Below are 17,069 nucleotides of genomic sequence, written 5' to 3'. Positions count from 1 at the left end.
TTAGTTCTCCAGCAGATCGCTTTGTTTCAAGATGCTTGGGTCCATTCCCTCGGCAACAGTCTTGGAAATTTCGCCATTTTCAGTCAGGCGCGCCAGTTCCGCATCAATCACGGTCCGCTGTACTTCACCTTCAATCTGCTGACGAACTTCATCCAATGCTGGCGCTTGTTGCAAACGTGTGTCGTTCAGTTTGATCACATGCCAACCGAATTGAGTTTCCACAGGGTCAGAAACCTGACCGGTTTCAAGCTTGGCAACTGCTTCTTCAAACGGTGGAACCATTTGACCTGCGCCAAACCAACCCAATTCGCCACCACCTGGGCCGGATGGGCCAGTGGATTTCTCTTTTGCGGTCGTAGCAAAGTCAGCGCCATCGCGAATTTCCGTTGCAATCGTGGCCGCTTCTTCTTCAGATGCAACCAAGATATGCGATGCGTTGAATTCACGGCTGCCTTCATAATCAGCATACTGCGCATCATAGGCTGCCTGAACCGCTGCATCGTCTACTTTTGCCGCGATCAACTCTTGCAGAACTTCGGCGGACATCAGCGCAAGGCGCTGGTTCTGTAAGGCCAATTCAACGCGCTTTGGTGTGTCGCCACCAAAGCTCTGTGCCAACAATGATTGCTGAATCAACTGATCTAAAATGCCGTTAAACAAAACGTCATCTGGAAGTGATTGATACTGCTCGTTCAAAGTTTCCTTGACGGCAAGCATTTGGCCCAACGTGATGTCAGCGCCGTTTACAGTTGCAACAACTGTGTTTGCATTGACCGAATCGTCAGAAAACGCTGGTGTTGCAAGCAAAAGAGCAACCGCAGTACCGCGCAGAAAATTGAGTGTTTTTGACATTGTTTAGTCCTTGGCTGTTGCCGCAGTCGTTGGCGACGTTGACACTGTTATATAGGCCCCTTACATCGCTTTGAGGCCGGAGCAATAGTTCTTTGTCCTGTTTGTATGAGCAGGGGACAAGACGGGCAAGCATAAGCGGCGCAAGAAATTGTCAACAAAGGACATCAGCACATGTTGGGTTTTGGAAAATTGAGCGCAAAGGTCTTCGGCACACCGAACGACCGCAAGATTAAAAACACCCGACCGATCGTTGCCAAGATCAACGCGTTGGAAGAAGAATTCGTTAAGCTGACAGATGAACAGCTGATCGAAAAAACCGCTGAATACAAAATGCGGGTTGCCGAAGGCGAAGCGCTCGACAGCATCTTGCCAGAGGCATTTGCCAACTGCCGCGAGGCTGCAAAGCGCGCGCTCGGTCTACGGGCCTTTGACACCCAGCTGATGGGCGGCATCTTTTTGCATCAGGGCAATATTTCGGAAATGAAAACCGGCGAGGGTAAAACCCTTGTTGCGACATTCCCGGCATATCTGAATGCGCTGACCGGCAAAGGCGTGCACATCGTCACCGTCAACGACTACCTCGCAAAACGCGACGCCGAATGGATGAGCAAAGTCTACGGCGCCTTGGGCATGACCACTGGCGTGATTTACCCGCAGCAGCCCGAAGGCGAAAAGCTAGAAGCCTACGGATGTGACGTGACCTACGCCACAAACAACGAGCTGGGCTTTGACTACCTGCGCGACAACATGAAATCCGAGCTGAACCAGATTTCGCAAAAGCACCACCATTTCGCGATTGTCGATGAAGTTGACTCGATCCTCATCGACGAAGCGAGGACTCCGCTGATCATCTCTGGTCCGGCTGAAGATCGCACAGAAATGTATCAAACCATTGATGCGGTCATTCCTGGCATTGATGACGAGCACTACACACTCGATGAAAAGACCCGCAACGTCTCCTTCACCGATGAAGGCAACGATTGGCTCGAAGAGCAGTTGAAAGCCAAAGGGATCTTGCCTGACGGTCAATCACTCTACGACCCAGAAAGCACGACCATTGTTCACCACGTGAACCAAGGTCTGCGCGCGCATAAGCTCTTTACCCGAGACAAAGATTATATCGTACGCGATGGCCAGATCGTTCTGATCGATGAATTCACCGGCCGTATGATGGCTGGTCGCCGTTTGTCCGACGGTCTCCACCAAGCCATCGAAGCCAAAGAAAACGTCGGCATCCAGCCAGAAAATGTGACTTTGGCGCAGGTGACCTTCCAGAACTACTTCCGTCTGTATGACAAGCTGGGCGGGATGACCGGTACCGCGTTGACCGAAGCAGAAGAATTCGCAGAAATCTACGGTCTGGGTGTTGTCGAAGTCCCGACAAACCGTCCTATCGCCCGTGTTGACGATGACGATGCGGTCTATCGGACAGCACAAGAAAAATTCAACGCCATCGTAGAAACCGTCAAAGAGGCCAGCGCCAAAGGCCAGCCAACGTTGGTCGGCACCACCTCTATCGAGAAATCCGAACTGCTGTCGCAGATGCTGGAAAAAGAAGGCATCAAGCACAACGTTCTGAACGCTCGACAGCACGAGCAAGAAGCGCAGATCGTTGCAGACGCGGGTAAGCTTGGCGCCGTAACCATCGCGACCAACATGGCCGGCCGTGGGACCGACATCAAATTGGGTGGCAACGTTGAATTCAAGATCATGGAAGCGATTGCTGCAGATCCCGATGGCAACCCAGACGAAATTCGCGCACGTATCGAAGACGGTCATAAAGCCGATGAAGACGCTGTAAAAGCCGCTGGTGGCCTGTTCGTTCTGGCGACAGAACGTCACGAAAGCCGCCGCATTGATAACCAGCTGCGTGGCCGTTCCGGCCGTCAGGGTGACCCGGGCCGCTCTTCTTTCTACTTGTCCCTCGAAGATGACCTTATGCGTATCTTTGGCTCTGACCGTCTCGACAAAGTTCTGTCGACGCTAGGAATGAAAGAAGGCGAGGCGATTGTTCATCCATGGGTGAACAAATCCCTCGAACGCGCGCAGGCAAAAGTCGAAGGTCGTAACTTCGACATCCGTAAACAGCTATTGAAATTCGATGACGTGATGAACGATCAGCGTAAGGTGATCTTCTCGCAGCGCCGCGAAATCATGGAATCAGAGGACTTGTCGGAAATCGTCAAGGATATGCGCCACGACGTGATCGCGGACCTCGTTGATCAATACATGCCGCCAAAATCCTACGCCGACCAGTGGGACACCGAAGGTCTTTACTCTGCCTGCAAAGAGCAGCTGTCTATCGACGTGCCCGTCGTTGAATGGGCTGGCGAAGAGGGTGTGGATGACGAAGACATCCAAGAGCGCCTTGAAAATGCATCTGACGAACTGATGGCGCAAAAAGCCGTTCAATTCGGTCCAGAGCAGCTGCGCAACATCGAAAAGCAAATTTTGCTGCAGATCATTGATAACAAATGGCGCGAGCACCTGTTGACGCTTGAACACCTGCGTTCAGTTGTAGGTTTCCGTGGCTACGCACAGCGTGATCCGTTGAACGAATATAAGAATGAAGCGTTCCAACTGTTTGAAACCATGCTCGACACCCTGCGCGTGGACGTGACCCGTAACTTGGGTCAAATCCGTCCGCTGACTGAGGAAGAGCAGCGTAACATGATCGCTGAAATGCAGGCCCGTCAGGCTGCTGTGGCTCAAGCGGCTGCTCCTAAACCGGCGGCAACTGACAACGAACCATTAATCGCGGGCTTCGATGAAGATGATCCAAGCACATGGGGAAATCCGGGCCGAAATGACGCCTGCCCATGCGGTTCTGGCGAAAAGTTCAAGCATTGCCATGGCAAGCTCGCCTAAGCGATTTGCCTTAATAAAAACGAATTTCTTCACAAGGGCGCCACAGCGGCGCCCTTTTTTGTGGGCACGGTTTGCGTTGTTTTTAAGCGTAGGGAGCGTACCCCATGAAGCCTGTGAAATTGTCTGAAAGAACCAGCAAACTGGCCCTTGCCGCCGTAACGGCAACGGCTGCCATCGTGCTCGGCGTCTATGTCCAAAGTGGCCAGCCAACGCAGGCTTCGGGGGTGCAGCCTGAGCAATCCAAACAGTTTGCACCAGCACTGGATGCAAACCCACCGTTGCTCTTGGCCTCGGCTTCATCCTTCGCCCTGCCAAACCTACCCCAAGCCAGCCAGCTAGAGGCGCAATTGCCAGCACGCACCGTTGCACTTGAGGTCTCGTTAGATACACCAACCACCGCTATGCCCCAAGAAGAGCCAGCACCGCTGCTGGGGTGTGACATCTCCATGAATGCCATCCCTGCTATCGCCGCAATGGTGAACCTAGAAATTACAGCGACGTGCCTACCAAACGCGCGCGTCACGATTTCTCATGCCGGTCTTAGCTTTACCGAAGTCCTTGATGAAAACGGGGCTCTCGGCATCACCGTTCCGGCGATGGAGCAAGACGCGCGTTTTGCGGTTCGCTTCCCGAATGGCAGCGAAACCAACAGCATCGCCTCAGTACCGTCGCTTGAATTCTATGATCGGGTTGCTGTCCAATGGATGGGCGAAGCGGGTCTGCAAATTCATGCGCTTGAATACGAAGCCGATTATAATTCCGCAGGGCACGTATGGTATGGCAACACCCGCGATTTAACCTCGGTCATCGGCGGGCAGGGCGGTTTCCTGCTGCGTCTTGGTGACGGCCAAAGCGAGATTTCGCAAATGGCAGACGTCTATACCTTCCCAACAGGCAATGCTGCCACAACGGGCAAGGTGCAACTTTCCGTCGAAGCAGAAGTCACTGGCAGCAACTGCGGCCGCGATATTCGGGCCTCTACTTTGCAGATTCACCAAGGTGGACCGGCCACAACCCGCCAATTGGAAATTGCAATGCCAGAATGTGCTGCTTCGGGTGACTTTCTGGTGTTGAAAAACCTGCTCCAAGACCTGACAATCGCGCAGAAATAATTTCGCGCAAGTCAGGGTCAATCCATGAACATTTTGCGTGCGGCGACTTTCGCCGCACTTTCCTTTTTTCTCGGTGGCCAATCCCTTTCCGCACAGGATGTGACTTTGACCTCGCCCGATGGCGCGGTCGAAATTACAGGCACGTTGCTAGGCTTTGATGGCGAATTCTACCGCGTCCAAACACTGTATGGCGAGCTGACCGTTGATGGCTCTGGCGTCACCTGTGACGGGCCCGCTTGCCCGAACCTCATGGATTTCGTGGCCGAGGTTCGGATTTCTGGCGCCGCTGGCATGGCAGATGTGCTGATGCCTGCCTTGCTCGATGGCTTTGCGCTGCGCAACGGGTACCGCGTGTCTCGCAAACTAACCGACAAAACTCACTTTTCGTACGAGCTTGCGGATTCGACGACCGGTGCCACTGTCGCGCGCTTTTTCTTCAGGGCAACCACAACTGACGAAGGCTTTGCCGATCTCCTTGCTAATGAAGCAGACATCGCAATGTCCCTGCGCGAAATTCGTGAACCCGAATCCAAACGCGGCTACGAAGCGGGGCTGGGCAACATGAGCGGTAAGAACCGCAGTCGCATCTTGGCCTTGAACGCATTGGTCCCTGTTGTCGCGCCGGGCAATCCCGTTAAGCGGATCACGGCTAGCGATCTGTCCAAGGTGTTTTCCGGTAAAATCGACAATTGGAAAATGCTAGGCGGCCCGGATGCCCCAATCGCGCGCCATGTGCCTGAACAGGAATCCGGATTGCTACAAGCTATCGAGGATCGGCTGTTAAAACCCTCGGGGCAACGGCTCGATGACGATGCCGTTTTTCATAGTCAGATGACATCGCTTGTAAGCGCCGTACAGCGCGATCCCTTTGCAATTGGGATTACAACGTATTCCAGTTCCAGCGCTGCTGCGCGCCTACCGCTAGCGGGCGGTTGCGGCTTTGCGGTGCATGCCACCCGTCGTGGGATTAAAACTGAAGATTACCCGCTGACAGCGCCAATGTTCCTGTATCTTCCTGCGCGTCGCTTGCCCAAAGTCGCGCGCGATTTTCTGGCCTATACCCGCGGTCCAGCAGCACAGATTGTGATCCGTCGCGCAGGATTCGTGGATCACTCTCCAGAAGAAGTGCCAGTTGCTTTGCAGGGCGAGCGTTTCGCCAATGCGATTGCCCGCGCGGATAAAGATGTACCGTTAAAAGACCTTCAGGCCGTCGTTAAGCGCCTCGGTAATCATGCGCGGCTGACAACCACCTTTCGGTTTAAACCTGGCCTTAGTGCTTTGGATGCCCAATCGCGGTCTAACGCCCAACAGCTCGCCCGCGCGCTAGAGCTTGGTACCTATGATGGCCGCGAATTGGTCTTTGTCGGGTTCAGCGATGGCGAAGGCTCGGCCGAAGCGAACGGCACCATTGCTCTACGTCGCGCAACCGCTGTGAAAGAGGCGGTTCTTGCCGCCGCAGAAACAGTTGATCCGTCGAGTTTGAATATCGCGGTCGAGGGCTTCGGCGAGGCCCTGCCAATGGCTTGCGATGAAAGCGCCTGGGGGCGCCAAGTGAACCGTCGGGTCGAGATTTGGGTGCGCTAAATTGAAACGTACGAATTGTACAATTCAATCTCTCATATATCCCTCGCTGCGAAAGCTTAGGTGGCGCGAGGCGCCGATGATCAGGTGATCATGTAATGTGATCGACAACACATCACAGGCTGCGCGTATCTGTTCGGTCATTTCAATATCTGCCTGTGATGGCGTTGGGTCGCCAGATGGGTGATTGTGTACTAAAATCAGGGCACTAGAATTCAGTTCCAACGCGCGTTTCACAACCTCGCGCGGGTAGACCGGCACGTGATTAACTGTTCCTTTTGTCTGTGCTTCGTCTGCAATTAGCGTGTTTTTGGTATCTAAGAACAGGATTCGAAATTGCTCTATCTCCTGATGCCCCATCGACGCTTTGCAATAATCCAACAGCGAATCCCAAGAGCTAGGCACCTGTCTTTGCATAACTTTTGATCTGGCAAGTCGATGCGCCGCGGCTTCTATTATCTTAAGCTCGCAAACAACAGCATCCCCAACACCCTTGATTTCTTTCAGCCTATGGATTGGTGCAGAAACGACAGAGTTAAAATTACCAAACTTTTCCAGTAGCTTACGGGCAAGCGGTTTTACATCCTGCCGAGGGATGGCGCGAAACAGCACCAACTCCAACAATTCATAATCCGGAACCGCCGCAGCTCCACCCAGCATAAACCGCTCTCGCAATCGCTTGCGATGATCTTGCAGGTACGATGGGATCTTTCCGGAACCCTTTGAAATTAAATGAGATTCCGATTCAAAAAGTGGGAGCGGGACTTCGGAGAAAGCATTAGGATCAGACATACTTAAGCTTGTGCGGGCAATGGTTAGCATTGGCTTAAGCAAACAAAAAAGGCGCCTCAAATGAAGCGCCTCTTTAATATTATTTACCCGGGATTAGCTTTTCATCGAATCCCAGAAGCCTTTGACAGACTTAAAGAAACTGCTGCTCTCCGGGTTGTTCTCTTCGGAAAGCTGATCGAATTCCTTAAGAATTTCCTTTTGGCGACTGGTCAAATTCACGGGCGTTTCAACTGCCAGTTCAATGAACATATCCCCAGCGCCACCGCCGCGAAGTGCAGGCATCCCCTTGGACCGCAAACGCATTTGCCGCCCCGATTGGCTACCTGATGGAATCTTCACCCGGCTCCGGCCACCGTCAATTGTCGGTACTTCAATATCGCCACCTAAAGCTGCAGAGGCCATAGAAACAGGCACACGACAGAATAGGTTGGTCCCCTCACGCTCAAAGATCGCGTGTTTGGATACTTCGATAAAGATGTACAAATCACCGGTTGGCCCACCTCGCAAACCTGCCTCGCCTTCGCCCGCTAGGCGAATACGCGTGCCGGTTTCGACGCCCGCAGGAATGTTGACCGAAAGCGAACGATCTTTTTCCGTGCGCCCAACACCACCACAAGATTTACAAGGGTTTTTGATGATTTGGCCAAGGCCAGAACAGGTCGGGCAGGTACGTTCGACAGTAAAGAAACCTTGCTGCGCACGAACTTTACCCATCCCAGAACAGGTTGGACAAGTTGTTGGCTCAGCACCACCTTCGGCACCGGATCCATTACAGGATCCACAGCCAACGGATGTTGGAACTTGGATTGTCTTTTGAAGTCCAGAAAAGGCTTCTTCGAGTGTAACGCGAAGATTGTAGCGCAGGTCAGAGCCACGTGCCGCACGTTGCCGTCCGCCACCGCCACCACGCTGGCCGCCCATAAAGTCGCCAAACAGGTCATCAAAGACGTCTGAGAATGCGCTTGCAAAGTCACCGTTACCAGGGTGTCCACCCCGTTGACCGCCGCCCATGCCGCCTTCAAAGGCTGCATGACCATATTGGTCATAGGCTGCTTTCTTATCGCCGTCCTTTAGAACTTCGTAAGCAGCATTGGCTTCTTTAAACTTGGCTTCTGCATCAGGGTTGTCCGCATTGCGGTCAGGGTGAAATTCTTTGGCCTTCTTGCGATAGGCTTTCTTAATTTCATCCGCAGAGGCCCCTTTGCCGACACCTAAAACTTCGTAGAAGTCGCGTTTTGCCATGGGTTACTCCTCTGAGCCGGAAAAATGAAAGGGCCGATCCGGCGAGCGGACCGGCCCGTAATCATGATCCGACCACGCGCTTAGCGCTTGTCGCCGTCAAGATCTTCGAAGTCAGCATCGACGATGTCGTCGTCCGCTGGACCAGCATCTGCTGCTGCTGGCTCTTCACCAGCTTCTTCTGCAGACGCTTTGTAGATCGCTTCGCCCAGTTTCATCGCCGCTTCGGTCACGTTCTGAACGCCAGACTTGATCTTGTCAGCGTTTGCTTTTTCGTCTTCCAGATCGTCTTTCAACGCAGCAATTGCCAATTCGATCGCTTCGATGGTTGTCGGGTCGACCTTGTCGGAATGCTCTTCCATGGACTTTTCAGTCGAATGGATCAGGCTCTCTGCTTGGTTGCGTGCTTCGACCAGCTCTTTGCGATCTTTATCCGCTTCAGCGTTTGCTTCCGCGTCTTGAACCATTGCTTCGATGTCCTCGTCAGACAGGCCGCCAGACGCTTGGATTGTGATCGACTGCTCTTTGCCGGTGCCTTTGTCTTTGGCGCCAACAGACACGATGCCGTTGGCATCGATGTCAAAAGTCACTTCGATCTGCGGCATGCCACGTGGTGCCGGTGGGATGTCTTCTAGGTTGAACTGACCAAGGATCTTGTTGTCCGCAGCCATTTCACGCTCACCCTGGAACACACGCAGTGTCACAGCGTTTTGGTTGTCTTCCGCAGTAGAAAAAGTCTGGGACTTTTTCGTAGGGATAGTGGTGTTGCGGTCGATCAAGCGGGTGAAGACACCACCCAAAGTTTCGATACCCAAGGACAATGGAGTAACGTCCAGCAGAACAACGTCTTTAACGTCGCCTTGCAGAACACCAGCCTGAATGGCCGCGCCCATCGCAACAACCTCATCCGGGTTCACACCCTTATGTGGCTCTTTGCCGAAGAATTTTGTGACTTCTTCAACAACTTTAGGCATGCGGGTCATACCGCCAACCAGAACAACTTCGTCAATGTCAGACGCGGACAAGCCAGCATCTTTCAACGCTGCTGCGCATGGCTTCATGGACGCTTTGATCAGGTCGTTAACCAGAGATTCCAACTTTGCGCGGGTCAGTTTCATGACCATGTGCAAAGGAGAACCATCTTTGCCCATCGAGATGAACGGCTGGTTGATTTCTGTTTGCGACGCAGAAGACAGCTCAATCTTGGCTTTTTCTGCTGCTTCTTTCAGACGCTGCAGGGCCATCTTGTCTTTGGACAGATCAACGCCGTGTTCTTTTTTGAATGTGTCCGCGAGGTAGTTCACGATACGCATGTCAAAGTCTTCACCGCCAAGGAACGTGTCGCCGTTGGTGGATTTAACTTCGAACAGGCCGTCGTCGATCTCTAGGATGGTTACGTCGAAGGTACCGCCACCAAGGTCATAGACCGCGATGGTTTGGGTTTCTTCTTTGTCCAGACCGTAAGCCAACGCAGCAGCTGTTGGTTCGTTGATGATACGCAGAACTTCGAGGCCAGCAATCTTACCGGCGTCTTTTGTCGCCTGACGCTGAGCATCGTTAAAGTACGCAGGAACAGTGATAACCGCCTGTGTTACTTCTTCGCCAAGATAGGACTCAGCGGTTTCTTTCATTTTGCCCAATGTGAACGCAGAGATTTGCGACGGGGAGTATTTCTCGCCACGTGCTTCAACCCATGCATCGCCATTGCCGCCATTCACAATCGCGAACGGCACCATTTTTTTGTCTTTTTCAACAGCTGCATCATCAACCCGGCGACCGATCAGACGCTTCACGCCGAATACGGTGTTTTCTGGGTTTGTGACGGCCTGGCGTTTTGCCGGCTGGCCTACAAGGCGCTCGTCGTCTGTGAATGCAACGATCGAAGGTGTTGTACGTGCACCCTCAGCGTTTTCAATTACGCGTGCTTGAGAACCATCCATGATGGCCACACAAGAGTTTGTTGTACCGAGGTCGATACCAATGACTTTACCCATAATTTGATCCCTTCTTACTTAAGGCGATGTTCCAAGGCCTGGACCCGTTTCGGCATCCTGCCATGATCCTGAATGCAATGGCCCTTTGGCCACTACGCTTCGGAGGGTATATAGGGAGGCGGAAAAGCTGCTGCAAGCGTCAGATCGTGTTGTATACGGCAAATTTGCTGCGAATCTTCTGTCTGTGTTGCTAGGAGGTCAAAATGAAGGTTTCTAACCCCCTCAATATTCGCGGATTTCGAATCTATAAGGATTTTCTAGATCGCAAAGAACAGAGCGATTTGGTGAAAAACATACGCAACGTCGCCTCGGACGCACCGTTTGTTTCCCCGATCACTCCCAGTGGAAAGCCGATGTCGGTTCGAATGACGTCCGCTGGGTCCGTGGGTTGGGTGACAGATAGAGACGGGTATCGGTACCAAGCTCACCACCCAAGCGGTTCTCCCTGGCCCGCAATCCCCCAGGATGTTCTCGACATTTGGAATGCGGTGAGCGGCGTTTCGCGCCAGCCGGATTGTTGCTTGGTGAACTTTTACGGGCAAGACGCACGTATGGGCATGCATCAAGACAAAGACGAAGGTGCGTTTGAATGGCCTGTCGTTTCAATTTCGCTTGGCGATGATGCTTTGTTTCGGATGGGCACACCTACTCGGGGCGGATCTACAGAATCGCTATGGCTGACGTCCGGCGACGTTGTTGTGATGGGCGGCGAAGCGCGCATGGTTTATCACGGTGTTGACCGCATCCGATTTGGCAGTTCTTCATTGCTACCTAAAAACGGGCGGATCAATCTTACGCTGCGGGCTGTAGATCTTTAGCGTTTTGAGCCCCAGCTGAGGGACGCTTGCCTGCGCGTGTAGAATTCACCCATCAAGCCAACCATCAACAGAACCAGACCGACATATAACGGGTATTCCGAGCTGCTGTTGCGTGGTGCGTAGTTTAGAAAAACATAGCCGCGCGATTGGTCAATTGTGTGAAACAACGGATTCCAGTCAAACATAGCAAGCATAAAGCTGGGCAATGTGTTCGCGACAAACATCTTACCAGAGGCAATCATATTCACGCGGGCATAAATCGTGTTTGCGATAGAAACAAAGGTTGGGAACCAAGGCTTGATTGCCAAGAGTACCAGGCCAATCCCCAATCCCGTGAACCATGCCAGCAACAGCATTCCAAGGGCGCCGATGGGTTGATCAATCACGATAGGGTTAAAGCCAACGTGGTAGACAAAGAGAATGGTCAGCAACGAAAGCGTTTGAATATACAGCGTCCCAAACGCCGCCGCGAGGATCGAAATCGCAGTGTTCATAGGCGCATGTTTCATCATTGGCGATGACGGGCCTTCAGCCCCAACAACGGCACCCATCGTTTTGGTGTGCGTCATAAACATGAAGATGCCGGACATGATATACAGCAAGAAGTCGCCCCGGATCGCTGACCCCTTTAGGCCAAGGATCGAGAACATCACAAAGAAGGCCAAAACAAAAATGACGACCTGCATCATATTCAACAGGATCGACATAACTGCGTTGCCATGGGTCTTTCGAACCATGCGCACAATGGAATGATACACGAGCTCAAAGATCGTGATTGCCGACTGCATCGTCGTTTTGGGGCCGGATTGCTGAAACATAGACCTGCTCTGCCTTTTCTGCCTCAGAGGGGCGGACGGAATTCTTGCCGTTCCGTGTTGCGCAAAGCATAAGGGGGCAAAGATAAATATTCAACAAATGCCTTGGCAGGAGACACGACGTGAACAACGAAAAGCTGATTGAGGTGATGCGCCGCCTTTCGATTGAGGCCGGCCGCAAGATTATGGAAATCTACAATTCAGATGATTTTGACGTAAAGCTGAAATCTGATGACAGCCCTGTCACTATTGCAGACGAAGCAGCGGATGCGATTATTTCTGCCGGTCTGCGCGCTGCCTTTCCGGATGTCATGCTTGTGACTGAAGAGCAGGCCGATAGCCATAAGATCAAAGGCGACACCTTTTTAATCGTCGATCCACTGGACGGCACAAAAGAGTTCATCAACCGTCGTGGCGATTTCACAGTCAACATCGCGTATGTTGAAGCGGGCGTTCCACAGCGCGGGGTCGTTTATGCTCCGGCTCGTGATCGGATGTTCTTTACGCAAGCTGGTGGTCAATCGGTTGAGGAAACAGGCGCTTTTGATTTGGATACCGTTGGCGAAACAACGCCAATCAATGTGTCAGAAGCTGATAACGAAGCCCTGATGATCGTCGCATCCAAGTCTCATCGCGACCAAGCCACCGAAGACTACATCAACAAATACAACGTCAAAGACAGCAAAAGCGCTGGTTCTTCGCTTAAGTTCTGCCTTGTCGCGACTGGTGAAGCTGACATTTACCCACGTGTTGGTCGCACGATGGAGTGGGATACCGCTGCAGGTCATGCAGTTTTGTTGGGTGCGGGCGGCCAAGTAGTGCGCTTTGATGACCATACGCCGCTTACCTATGGCAAAGGTGACTACGCAAACCCGTTTTTCATCGCCTATGCGCCAACCGTAACGCTGCAAAAAGCGTAAAAATTAAGCCTCAACAGCCTTGGGTTCAGCTCCTTGGCTATTGAGGGATATGTGCTTTGGGATTTGTCATCCTAACCACACGTTTGAAACAGATTTCGTTTGATACGAGCAACCTATGTCGTGCAAAGGTGGGTAACTCTGCTTTGATAGTTCGAACCAAATGACGCTAGAATATCAAGAAAACTGGCTAAACGCCTATCGAATGCGCCTTAAGCGGCGTCGATTGCTGTGGCGTTCCCTCCGATCTTGCAAGCAGTTAGCTGTTGTTGCGGATCGCACGTCTAACATCGCGCACACCAGTGTTTTGGCCGTCACTACCCTGCGCAATGAGATGACGCGATTGCCGTTCTTTTTAGAGTTCTACCGAAATTTAGGGGTGGATCACTTTCTAATCGTCGACAATGGCAGTGACGACGGCAGCGATACCTATCTTGCAGCGCAAGAGGATGTATCGCTTTGGCAAACTGAACAAAGCTATCACGGTTCGCGCTTCGGCGTGGATTGGATGACCTATTTGCAAATGCGGTACGCACATAATCACTGGTGCTTGACGGTCGATGCTGACGAGCTGCTGGTTTATTCAGGCGATGATCATTGCGATTTGAAGGGCTTGACCGCTACGTTGGACCAGCAAGGTCTTATCGCATTTGGCGCACTGATGTTGGACCTTTATCCAAAGGGTCCCTTAGGGCAACAGGATTATAAGTCAGGAGATGACCCGCGTGATATTCTTGATTGGTTCGACGCGGGACCGTTTCGTAGCCAGCGCCAGTACCCGCTTGGCAATTTGTGGGTCCAAGGCGGTGTACGTGAACGCATGTTTTTCGCTGATGCGCCACAGCGCTCGCCGACTTTGAATAAATTGCCGCTGGTAAAATGGAACCGCCGATTTGCCTACGTAAACTCAAGCCATTCAATCCTGCCTCCTAAAATTAATTTTGCATACAATGGACCGGGTGGAATTACCCCATCGGGGGCTTTGCTGCATACGAAATTCCTGCCTGAGATTGTTTCTAAATCGGAAACGGAGAAGCAGCGAAAAGAGCATTTCAATGTGCCAGAAGATTTTGATGGTTATTACGATGGGATCATTAAATCTCCTCAGCTTTGGAGCGTTTCATCTGTTCAATACGAGGACCCGAGCCAGCTGGTTCAGTTGGGTCTAATTTCGTCCGAGGATTGGGGATTGCGGGCTGACGCTCGCTGAATGTTTAAATTCAGTTTTAAAGATTTCGATCAATGCGCCTAACCTTTCCTAAATTCATTGCTTCCTAGAAGAAATCTGTGACATATTGTTAGATAACAGGCAAAAAATGGGTCGAATGATCCGGGCGAACGCAGTGTTCAGACAAATGCAAAGTGGTGATTGACGGTGGGGCTATGGGACTCTTATCGCATGCGGTTGCGCCGCAAGCGTCGGATTATCCGCTCAATGCGGAAATCCAGGCAACTCCGATGCAAGCAGGATAATACCGGCCAGATTAAATCGGGCGACGTGCTGTTGGTGACAACTGCGCGCAACGAAGCAATTCGTATGCCGTATTTTTTGCAGTATTACCGTTCGCTTGGCGTGAATCATTTCCTTGTTGTGGACAATGACAGCACTGATGGGCTGATGGATTACCTCAGTGGCATGAGCGATGTTTCTGTCTGGTTCACGAAATCCAGCTATAAGAATGCAAACTTCGGTGTTGATTGGATGAACGCGCTGATGCGCAAATATGCTCATGAGCATTGGACACTTGTCGTCGACCCGGATGAATTCTTTATCTACCCATTCTGCGATAGTCGCCCCATTCAGGCGCTAACCGATTGGATGGACAATTCTTCGATCCGCAGTTTTTCGGCAATGTTGTTGGATATGTATCCAAAGGGCCGCCTGGATGAGTTCCCATACCAAGCCGGACAAAACCCGCTTGAAATCACATCTTGGTTTGATGCTGGAAATTATTCGATCAAGAAAAACGCAGAGTATGGAAACCTTTGGATTCAGGGCGGGCCGAGGGCGCGTGTCTTTTTCCCGGACAATCCGAAAAAAGCTCCAGCTTTGAATAAAATTCCATTGGTTAAATGGGATCGAAACTATGCCTACGCCAGCTCGACACATTCGCTTTTACCGCGTGGCTTGAACCTTGTGTACGAAGAGTGGGGTGGCGAAAAGGCCAGCGGCATTCTCTTGCACACCAAGTTCTTGGATACATTTTCACATAAAGCGGCAGAGGAGCTGGAGCGTAAACAGCACTATTCAAGCAGCGTTGAATATGTGGCCTATGCAGAATCCCTGCAGCAAAACCCGGATCTTTGGTGCAAGTGGTCAGAGAAATACATCAACTGGCGCCAGCTCGAAATCTTAGGCCTTATGTCAAAGGGGAACTGGGCATGAGCGTTGGGGTCATCATGCTTGTGCACGCGGCGCTGAACCGTGCCGAACAAGTTGCGCGGCATTGGATCGCTGCTGGTTGTCCGGTCGTGATCCATGTCGATGCGTCGGTAGACCGCAAAACATTCAACGCCTTTAAGCAAAGTTTGGACGCTGAACCGCTGGTTAAGTTTAGCAAGCGCCACAAATGTGAGTGGGGCATGTGGGGGCTTGTGGCAGCTTCACAATCCGCAAGCGAGCTGATGTTGGATACGTTCCCCGAAGTGCGGCATGTTTATTTGGCATCTGGCTCTTGCCTGCCGCTACGCCCGGTCAATGAACTGATTGCTTATTTGGACGAACGCTCGCGCACTGATTTCATTGAATCCGCAACCACGGCCGATGTTCCATGGACTGTGGGTGGCCTAGATTCAGAACGCTTTAGTTTGCGTTTCCCTTTCTCCTGGAAAAAGCACAGATTCCTTTTTGACCGCTATGTGCATTTTCAACGGCGCATCAAATTCAAGCGCCGTATTCCCAATGGCCTTGTGCCGCATATGGGATCGCAGTGGTGGTGCCTGACGCGGCAGACGCTTTCTGCCATTTTGCAAGATCCCGATCGGCTGATTTATGATCGGTATTTCCAAAAGGTTTGGATCCCGGATGAAAGCTACTTTCAGTCCTTGGCGCGTTTGTATTCGACCAATATTGAAAGCCGGTCGCTGACACTGTCAAAGTTCGATTATCAAGGCAAACCGCATATCTTTTACGATGATCACCTCCAGCTCTTGCGTCGATCAGATTGCTTTGTCGCTCGGAAAATTTGGCCAAAAGCAGATCGTCTATACAACGCTTTTCTCGTTCGCCCAACTGCAGAGACCCGCAAGGCAGAACCGAATCCAGCCAAGATTGATCGCATCTTCGCCAAAGCGGTAGAGCGTCGAACGATTGGCCGTCCGGGCCTATATATGCAATCGCGGTTTTTGGATCAGCATTGGGAAAACGGCGTAACATCTGCGCCATATTCGGTGTTTCAGGGATTTACCGAACTGTTCGAAGATTTTGAAAGCTGGTTGGGCAAAGCATCTGGTTGCAAGGTGCATGGGCATCTGTTTGGCGCCAAGCGCGCAGAGTTTAATGGTGGCCAAAAGGTGATTAACGGTGCGCTGTCAGATAATGCCAAGCTACGAGATAATAACGCGCAGGCCTTTCTGACAAACCTCATCTGGAACACACGTGGTGAACGCCAGTGTTTCCAGTATGGCCCACAAGACTCCCAAGCCAATAACTGGCTAATGGCCAAAGATCCAAATGCCCAAATTTCTGTGATTTCCGGGGCTTGGGCCGTACCGCTGTTTAAGTCGAACCGCAATTTTGCCGATATTCGTAAAGAAGCTGCGAAGCTCCAAAAAATTGAATCTAAATTTCTGGAAGTTATGCGTTCCCCTTGGGCCAAAGCGCGGGTTCGCATTTGGACCATGGCGGAGTTTATCGAAGCTCCAATGGAACCCTTACAGACCGTAATTGACGAAATTGGAAAGCACGCGCCACGCCGTCTGGCGGAGGCACCACGCATGACTGATCTAACGGGGTTTGGTCAGTTTTTGCAGAATCTGAAAAACCAAGGCATGCACCCATATTTGATGGGTGATTTCTCGGTCGGTTCGGACAATCCGAACGACAATAAACCCTCTTCTCGACCTTATTTGGTGCAGTAAG

General features: G+C 51.8%; 13 protein-coding genes. 8 read left to right on the top strand and 5 right to left on the bottom strand.

What is annotated here, in order from left to right:
* Entirely contained in the window at window positions 1–852 is an 852-nt protein-coding gene (locus Q4544_RS08880; protein WP_303505461.1) for a peptidylprolyl isomerase, read from the bottom strand.
* Between the two features lie 171 nt (window positions 853–1,023).
* Here Q4544_RS08880 and secA point away from each other — a divergent pair, with 171 nt between their 5' ends.
* From secA to Q4544_RS08865, 3 genes are all read left to right on the top strand, one after another.
* Window positions 1,024–3,720: a preprotein translocase subunit SecA gene (gene secA, locus Q4544_RS08875; RefSeq protein WP_303505459.1), complete on the top strand. Its 2,697-nt coding sequence runs from the start codon at window positions 1,024–1,026 to the stop codon at window positions 3,718–3,720.
* A gap of 104 nt (window positions 3,721–3,824) precedes the next feature.
* Window positions 3,825–4,832 (top strand): hypothetical protein, encoded by a 1,008-nt coding sequence (locus tag Q4544_RS08870; RefSeq protein ID WP_303505457.1) that lies wholly within the window; start codon window positions 3,825–3,827, stop codon window positions 4,830–4,832.
* Window positions 4,833–4,856: 24 nt separating this feature from the next.
* On the top strand, window positions 4,857–6,416 hold the full coding sequence (locus Q4544_RS08865; protein ID WP_303505455.1) for a phosphate ABC transporter substrate-binding/OmpA family protein: 1,560 nt from the start codon (window positions 4,857–4,859) through the stop codon (window positions 6,414–6,416).
* A gap of 24 nt (window positions 6,417–6,440) precedes the next feature.
* Here Q4544_RS08865 and radC read toward each other — a convergent pair whose 3' ends face one another.
* From radC to dnaK, 3 genes are all read right to left on the bottom strand, one after another.
* The gene (gene radC / locus Q4544_RS08860) at window positions 6,441–7,235 is read right to left on the bottom strand and encodes a DNA repair protein RadC (RefSeq protein ID WP_407063035.1); all 795 of its coding nucleotides are present in this window, start codon (window positions 7,233–7,235) and stop codon (window positions 6,441–6,443) included.
* Between the two features lie 63 nt (window positions 7,236–7,298).
* Entirely contained in the window at window positions 7,299–8,447 is a 1,149-nt protein-coding gene (dnaJ, locus tag Q4544_RS08855; RefSeq protein WP_303505453.1) for a molecular chaperone DnaJ, read from the bottom strand.
* 80 nt (window positions 8,448–8,527) lie between these two features.
* Complete coding sequence (gene dnaK, locus Q4544_RS08850) at window positions 8,528–10,438, bottom strand: molecular chaperone DnaK (RefSeq protein WP_303505451.1); 1,911 nt, start codon at window positions 10,436–10,438, stop codon at window positions 8,528–8,530.
* Window positions 10,439–10,641: 203 nt separating this feature from the next.
* On the opposite strand from dnaK, the gene Q4544_RS08845 reads away from it, so the two are divergent.
* Complete coding sequence (locus Q4544_RS08845) at window positions 10,642–11,256, top strand: alpha-ketoglutarate-dependent dioxygenase AlkB (protein WP_303505450.1); 615 nt, start codon at window positions 10,642–10,644, stop codon at window positions 11,254–11,256.
* On the opposite strand, the gene Q4544_RS08840 is transcribed toward Q4544_RS08845, so the two are convergent.
* The gene (locus tag Q4544_RS08840; RefSeq protein ID WP_303505449.1) at window positions 11,253–12,074 is read right to left on the bottom strand and encodes an ABC transporter permease; all 822 of its coding nucleotides are present in this window, start codon (window positions 12,072–12,074) and stop codon (window positions 11,253–11,255) included. The genes Q4544_RS08845 and Q4544_RS08840 overlap by 4 nt on opposite strands.
* A gap of 119 nt (window positions 12,075–12,193) precedes the next feature.
* Here Q4544_RS08840 and cysQ point away from each other — a divergent pair, with 119 nt between their 5' ends.
* From cysQ to Q4544_RS08820, 4 genes are all read left to right on the top strand, one after another.
* Window positions 12,194–12,991: a 3'(2'),5'-bisphosphate nucleotidase CysQ gene (cysQ, locus tag Q4544_RS08835; protein ID WP_303505448.1), complete on the top strand. Its 798-nt coding sequence runs from the start codon at window positions 12,194–12,196 to the stop codon at window positions 12,989–12,991.
* A 160-nt stretch (window positions 12,992–13,151) separates the two neighbouring features.
* Entirely contained in the window at window positions 13,152–14,198 is a 1,047-nt protein-coding gene (locus Q4544_RS08830) for a glycosyltransferase family 2 protein (RefSeq protein WP_303505447.1), read from the top strand.
* Window positions 14,199–14,387: 189 nt separating this feature from the next.
* Complete coding sequence (locus tag Q4544_RS08825; protein ID WP_303505446.1) at window positions 14,388–15,374, top strand: glycosyltransferase family 2 protein; 987 nt, start codon at window positions 14,388–14,390, stop codon at window positions 15,372–15,374.
* Window positions 15,371–17,068: a beta-1,6-N-acetylglucosaminyltransferase gene (locus tag Q4544_RS08820; protein ID WP_303505444.1), complete on the top strand. Its 1,698-nt coding sequence runs from the start codon at window positions 15,371–15,373 to the stop codon at window positions 17,066–17,068. The genes Q4544_RS08825 and Q4544_RS08820 overlap by 4 nt, the downstream gene beginning before the upstream one ends.
* Window position 17,069: the final 1 nt, after the last annotated feature.

It is taken from the genome of Cognatishimia sp. 1_MG-2023 (assembly GCF_030548175.1).
Classification (GTDB): Bacteria; Pseudomonadota; Alphaproteobacteria; order Rhodobacterales; family Rhodobacteraceae; genus Cognatishimia.
The sequence above is the reverse complement of the archived record's forward strand: the minus strand, read 5'-3'. Positions and strand labels throughout refer to the sequence as shown.

Bases quoted from the DNA above. Each gene is read 5' to 3' on its own strand.
- Q4544_RS08880 (WP_303505461.1), bottom strand. From the start codon at position 852: ATGTCAAAAACACTCAATTTTCTGCGCGGTACTGCGGTTGCTCTTTTG.
- Q4544_RS08845 (WP_303505450.1), top strand. From the start codon at position 10,642: ATGAAGGTTTCTAACCCCCTCAATATTCGCGGATTTCGAATCTATAAG.
- Q4544_RS08840 (WP_303505449.1), bottom strand. From the start codon at position 12,074: ATGTTTCAGCAATCCGGCCCCAAAACGACGATGCAGTCGGCAATCACG.
- Q4544_RS08865 (WP_303505455.1), top strand. From the start codon at position 4,857: ATGAACATTTTGCGTGCGGCGACTTTCGCCGCACTTTCCTTTTTTCTC.
- Q4544_RS08870 (WP_303505457.1), top strand. From the start codon at position 3,825: ATGAAGCCTGTGAAATTGTCTGAAAGAACCAGCAAACTGGCCCTTGCC.
- secA (WP_303505459.1), top strand. From the start codon at position 1,024: ATGTTGGGTTTTGGAAAATTGAGCGCAAAGGTCTTCGGCACACCGAAC.
- Q4544_RS08820 (WP_303505444.1), top strand. From the start codon at position 15,371: ATGAGCGTTGGGGTCATCATGCTTGTGCACGCGGCGCTGAACCGTGCC.
- radC (WP_407063035.1), bottom strand. From the start codon at position 7,235: ATGCTAACCATTGCCCGCACAAGCTTAAGTATGTCTGATCCTAATGCT.
- Q4544_RS08825 (WP_303505446.1), top strand. From the start codon at position 14,388: ATGCGGTTGCGCCGCAAGCGTCGGATTATCCGCTCAATGCGGAAATCC.
- Q4544_RS08830 (WP_303505447.1), top strand. From the start codon at position 13,152: ATGACGCTAGAATATCAAGAAAACTGGCTAAACGCCTATCGAATGCGC.
- dnaJ (WP_303505453.1), bottom strand. From the start codon at position 8,447: ATGGCAAAACGCGACTTCTACGAAGTTTTAGGTGTCGGCAAAGGGGCC.
- dnaK (WP_303505451.1), bottom strand. From the start codon at position 10,438: ATGGGTAAAGTCATTGGTATCGACCTCGGTACAACAAACTCTTGTGTG.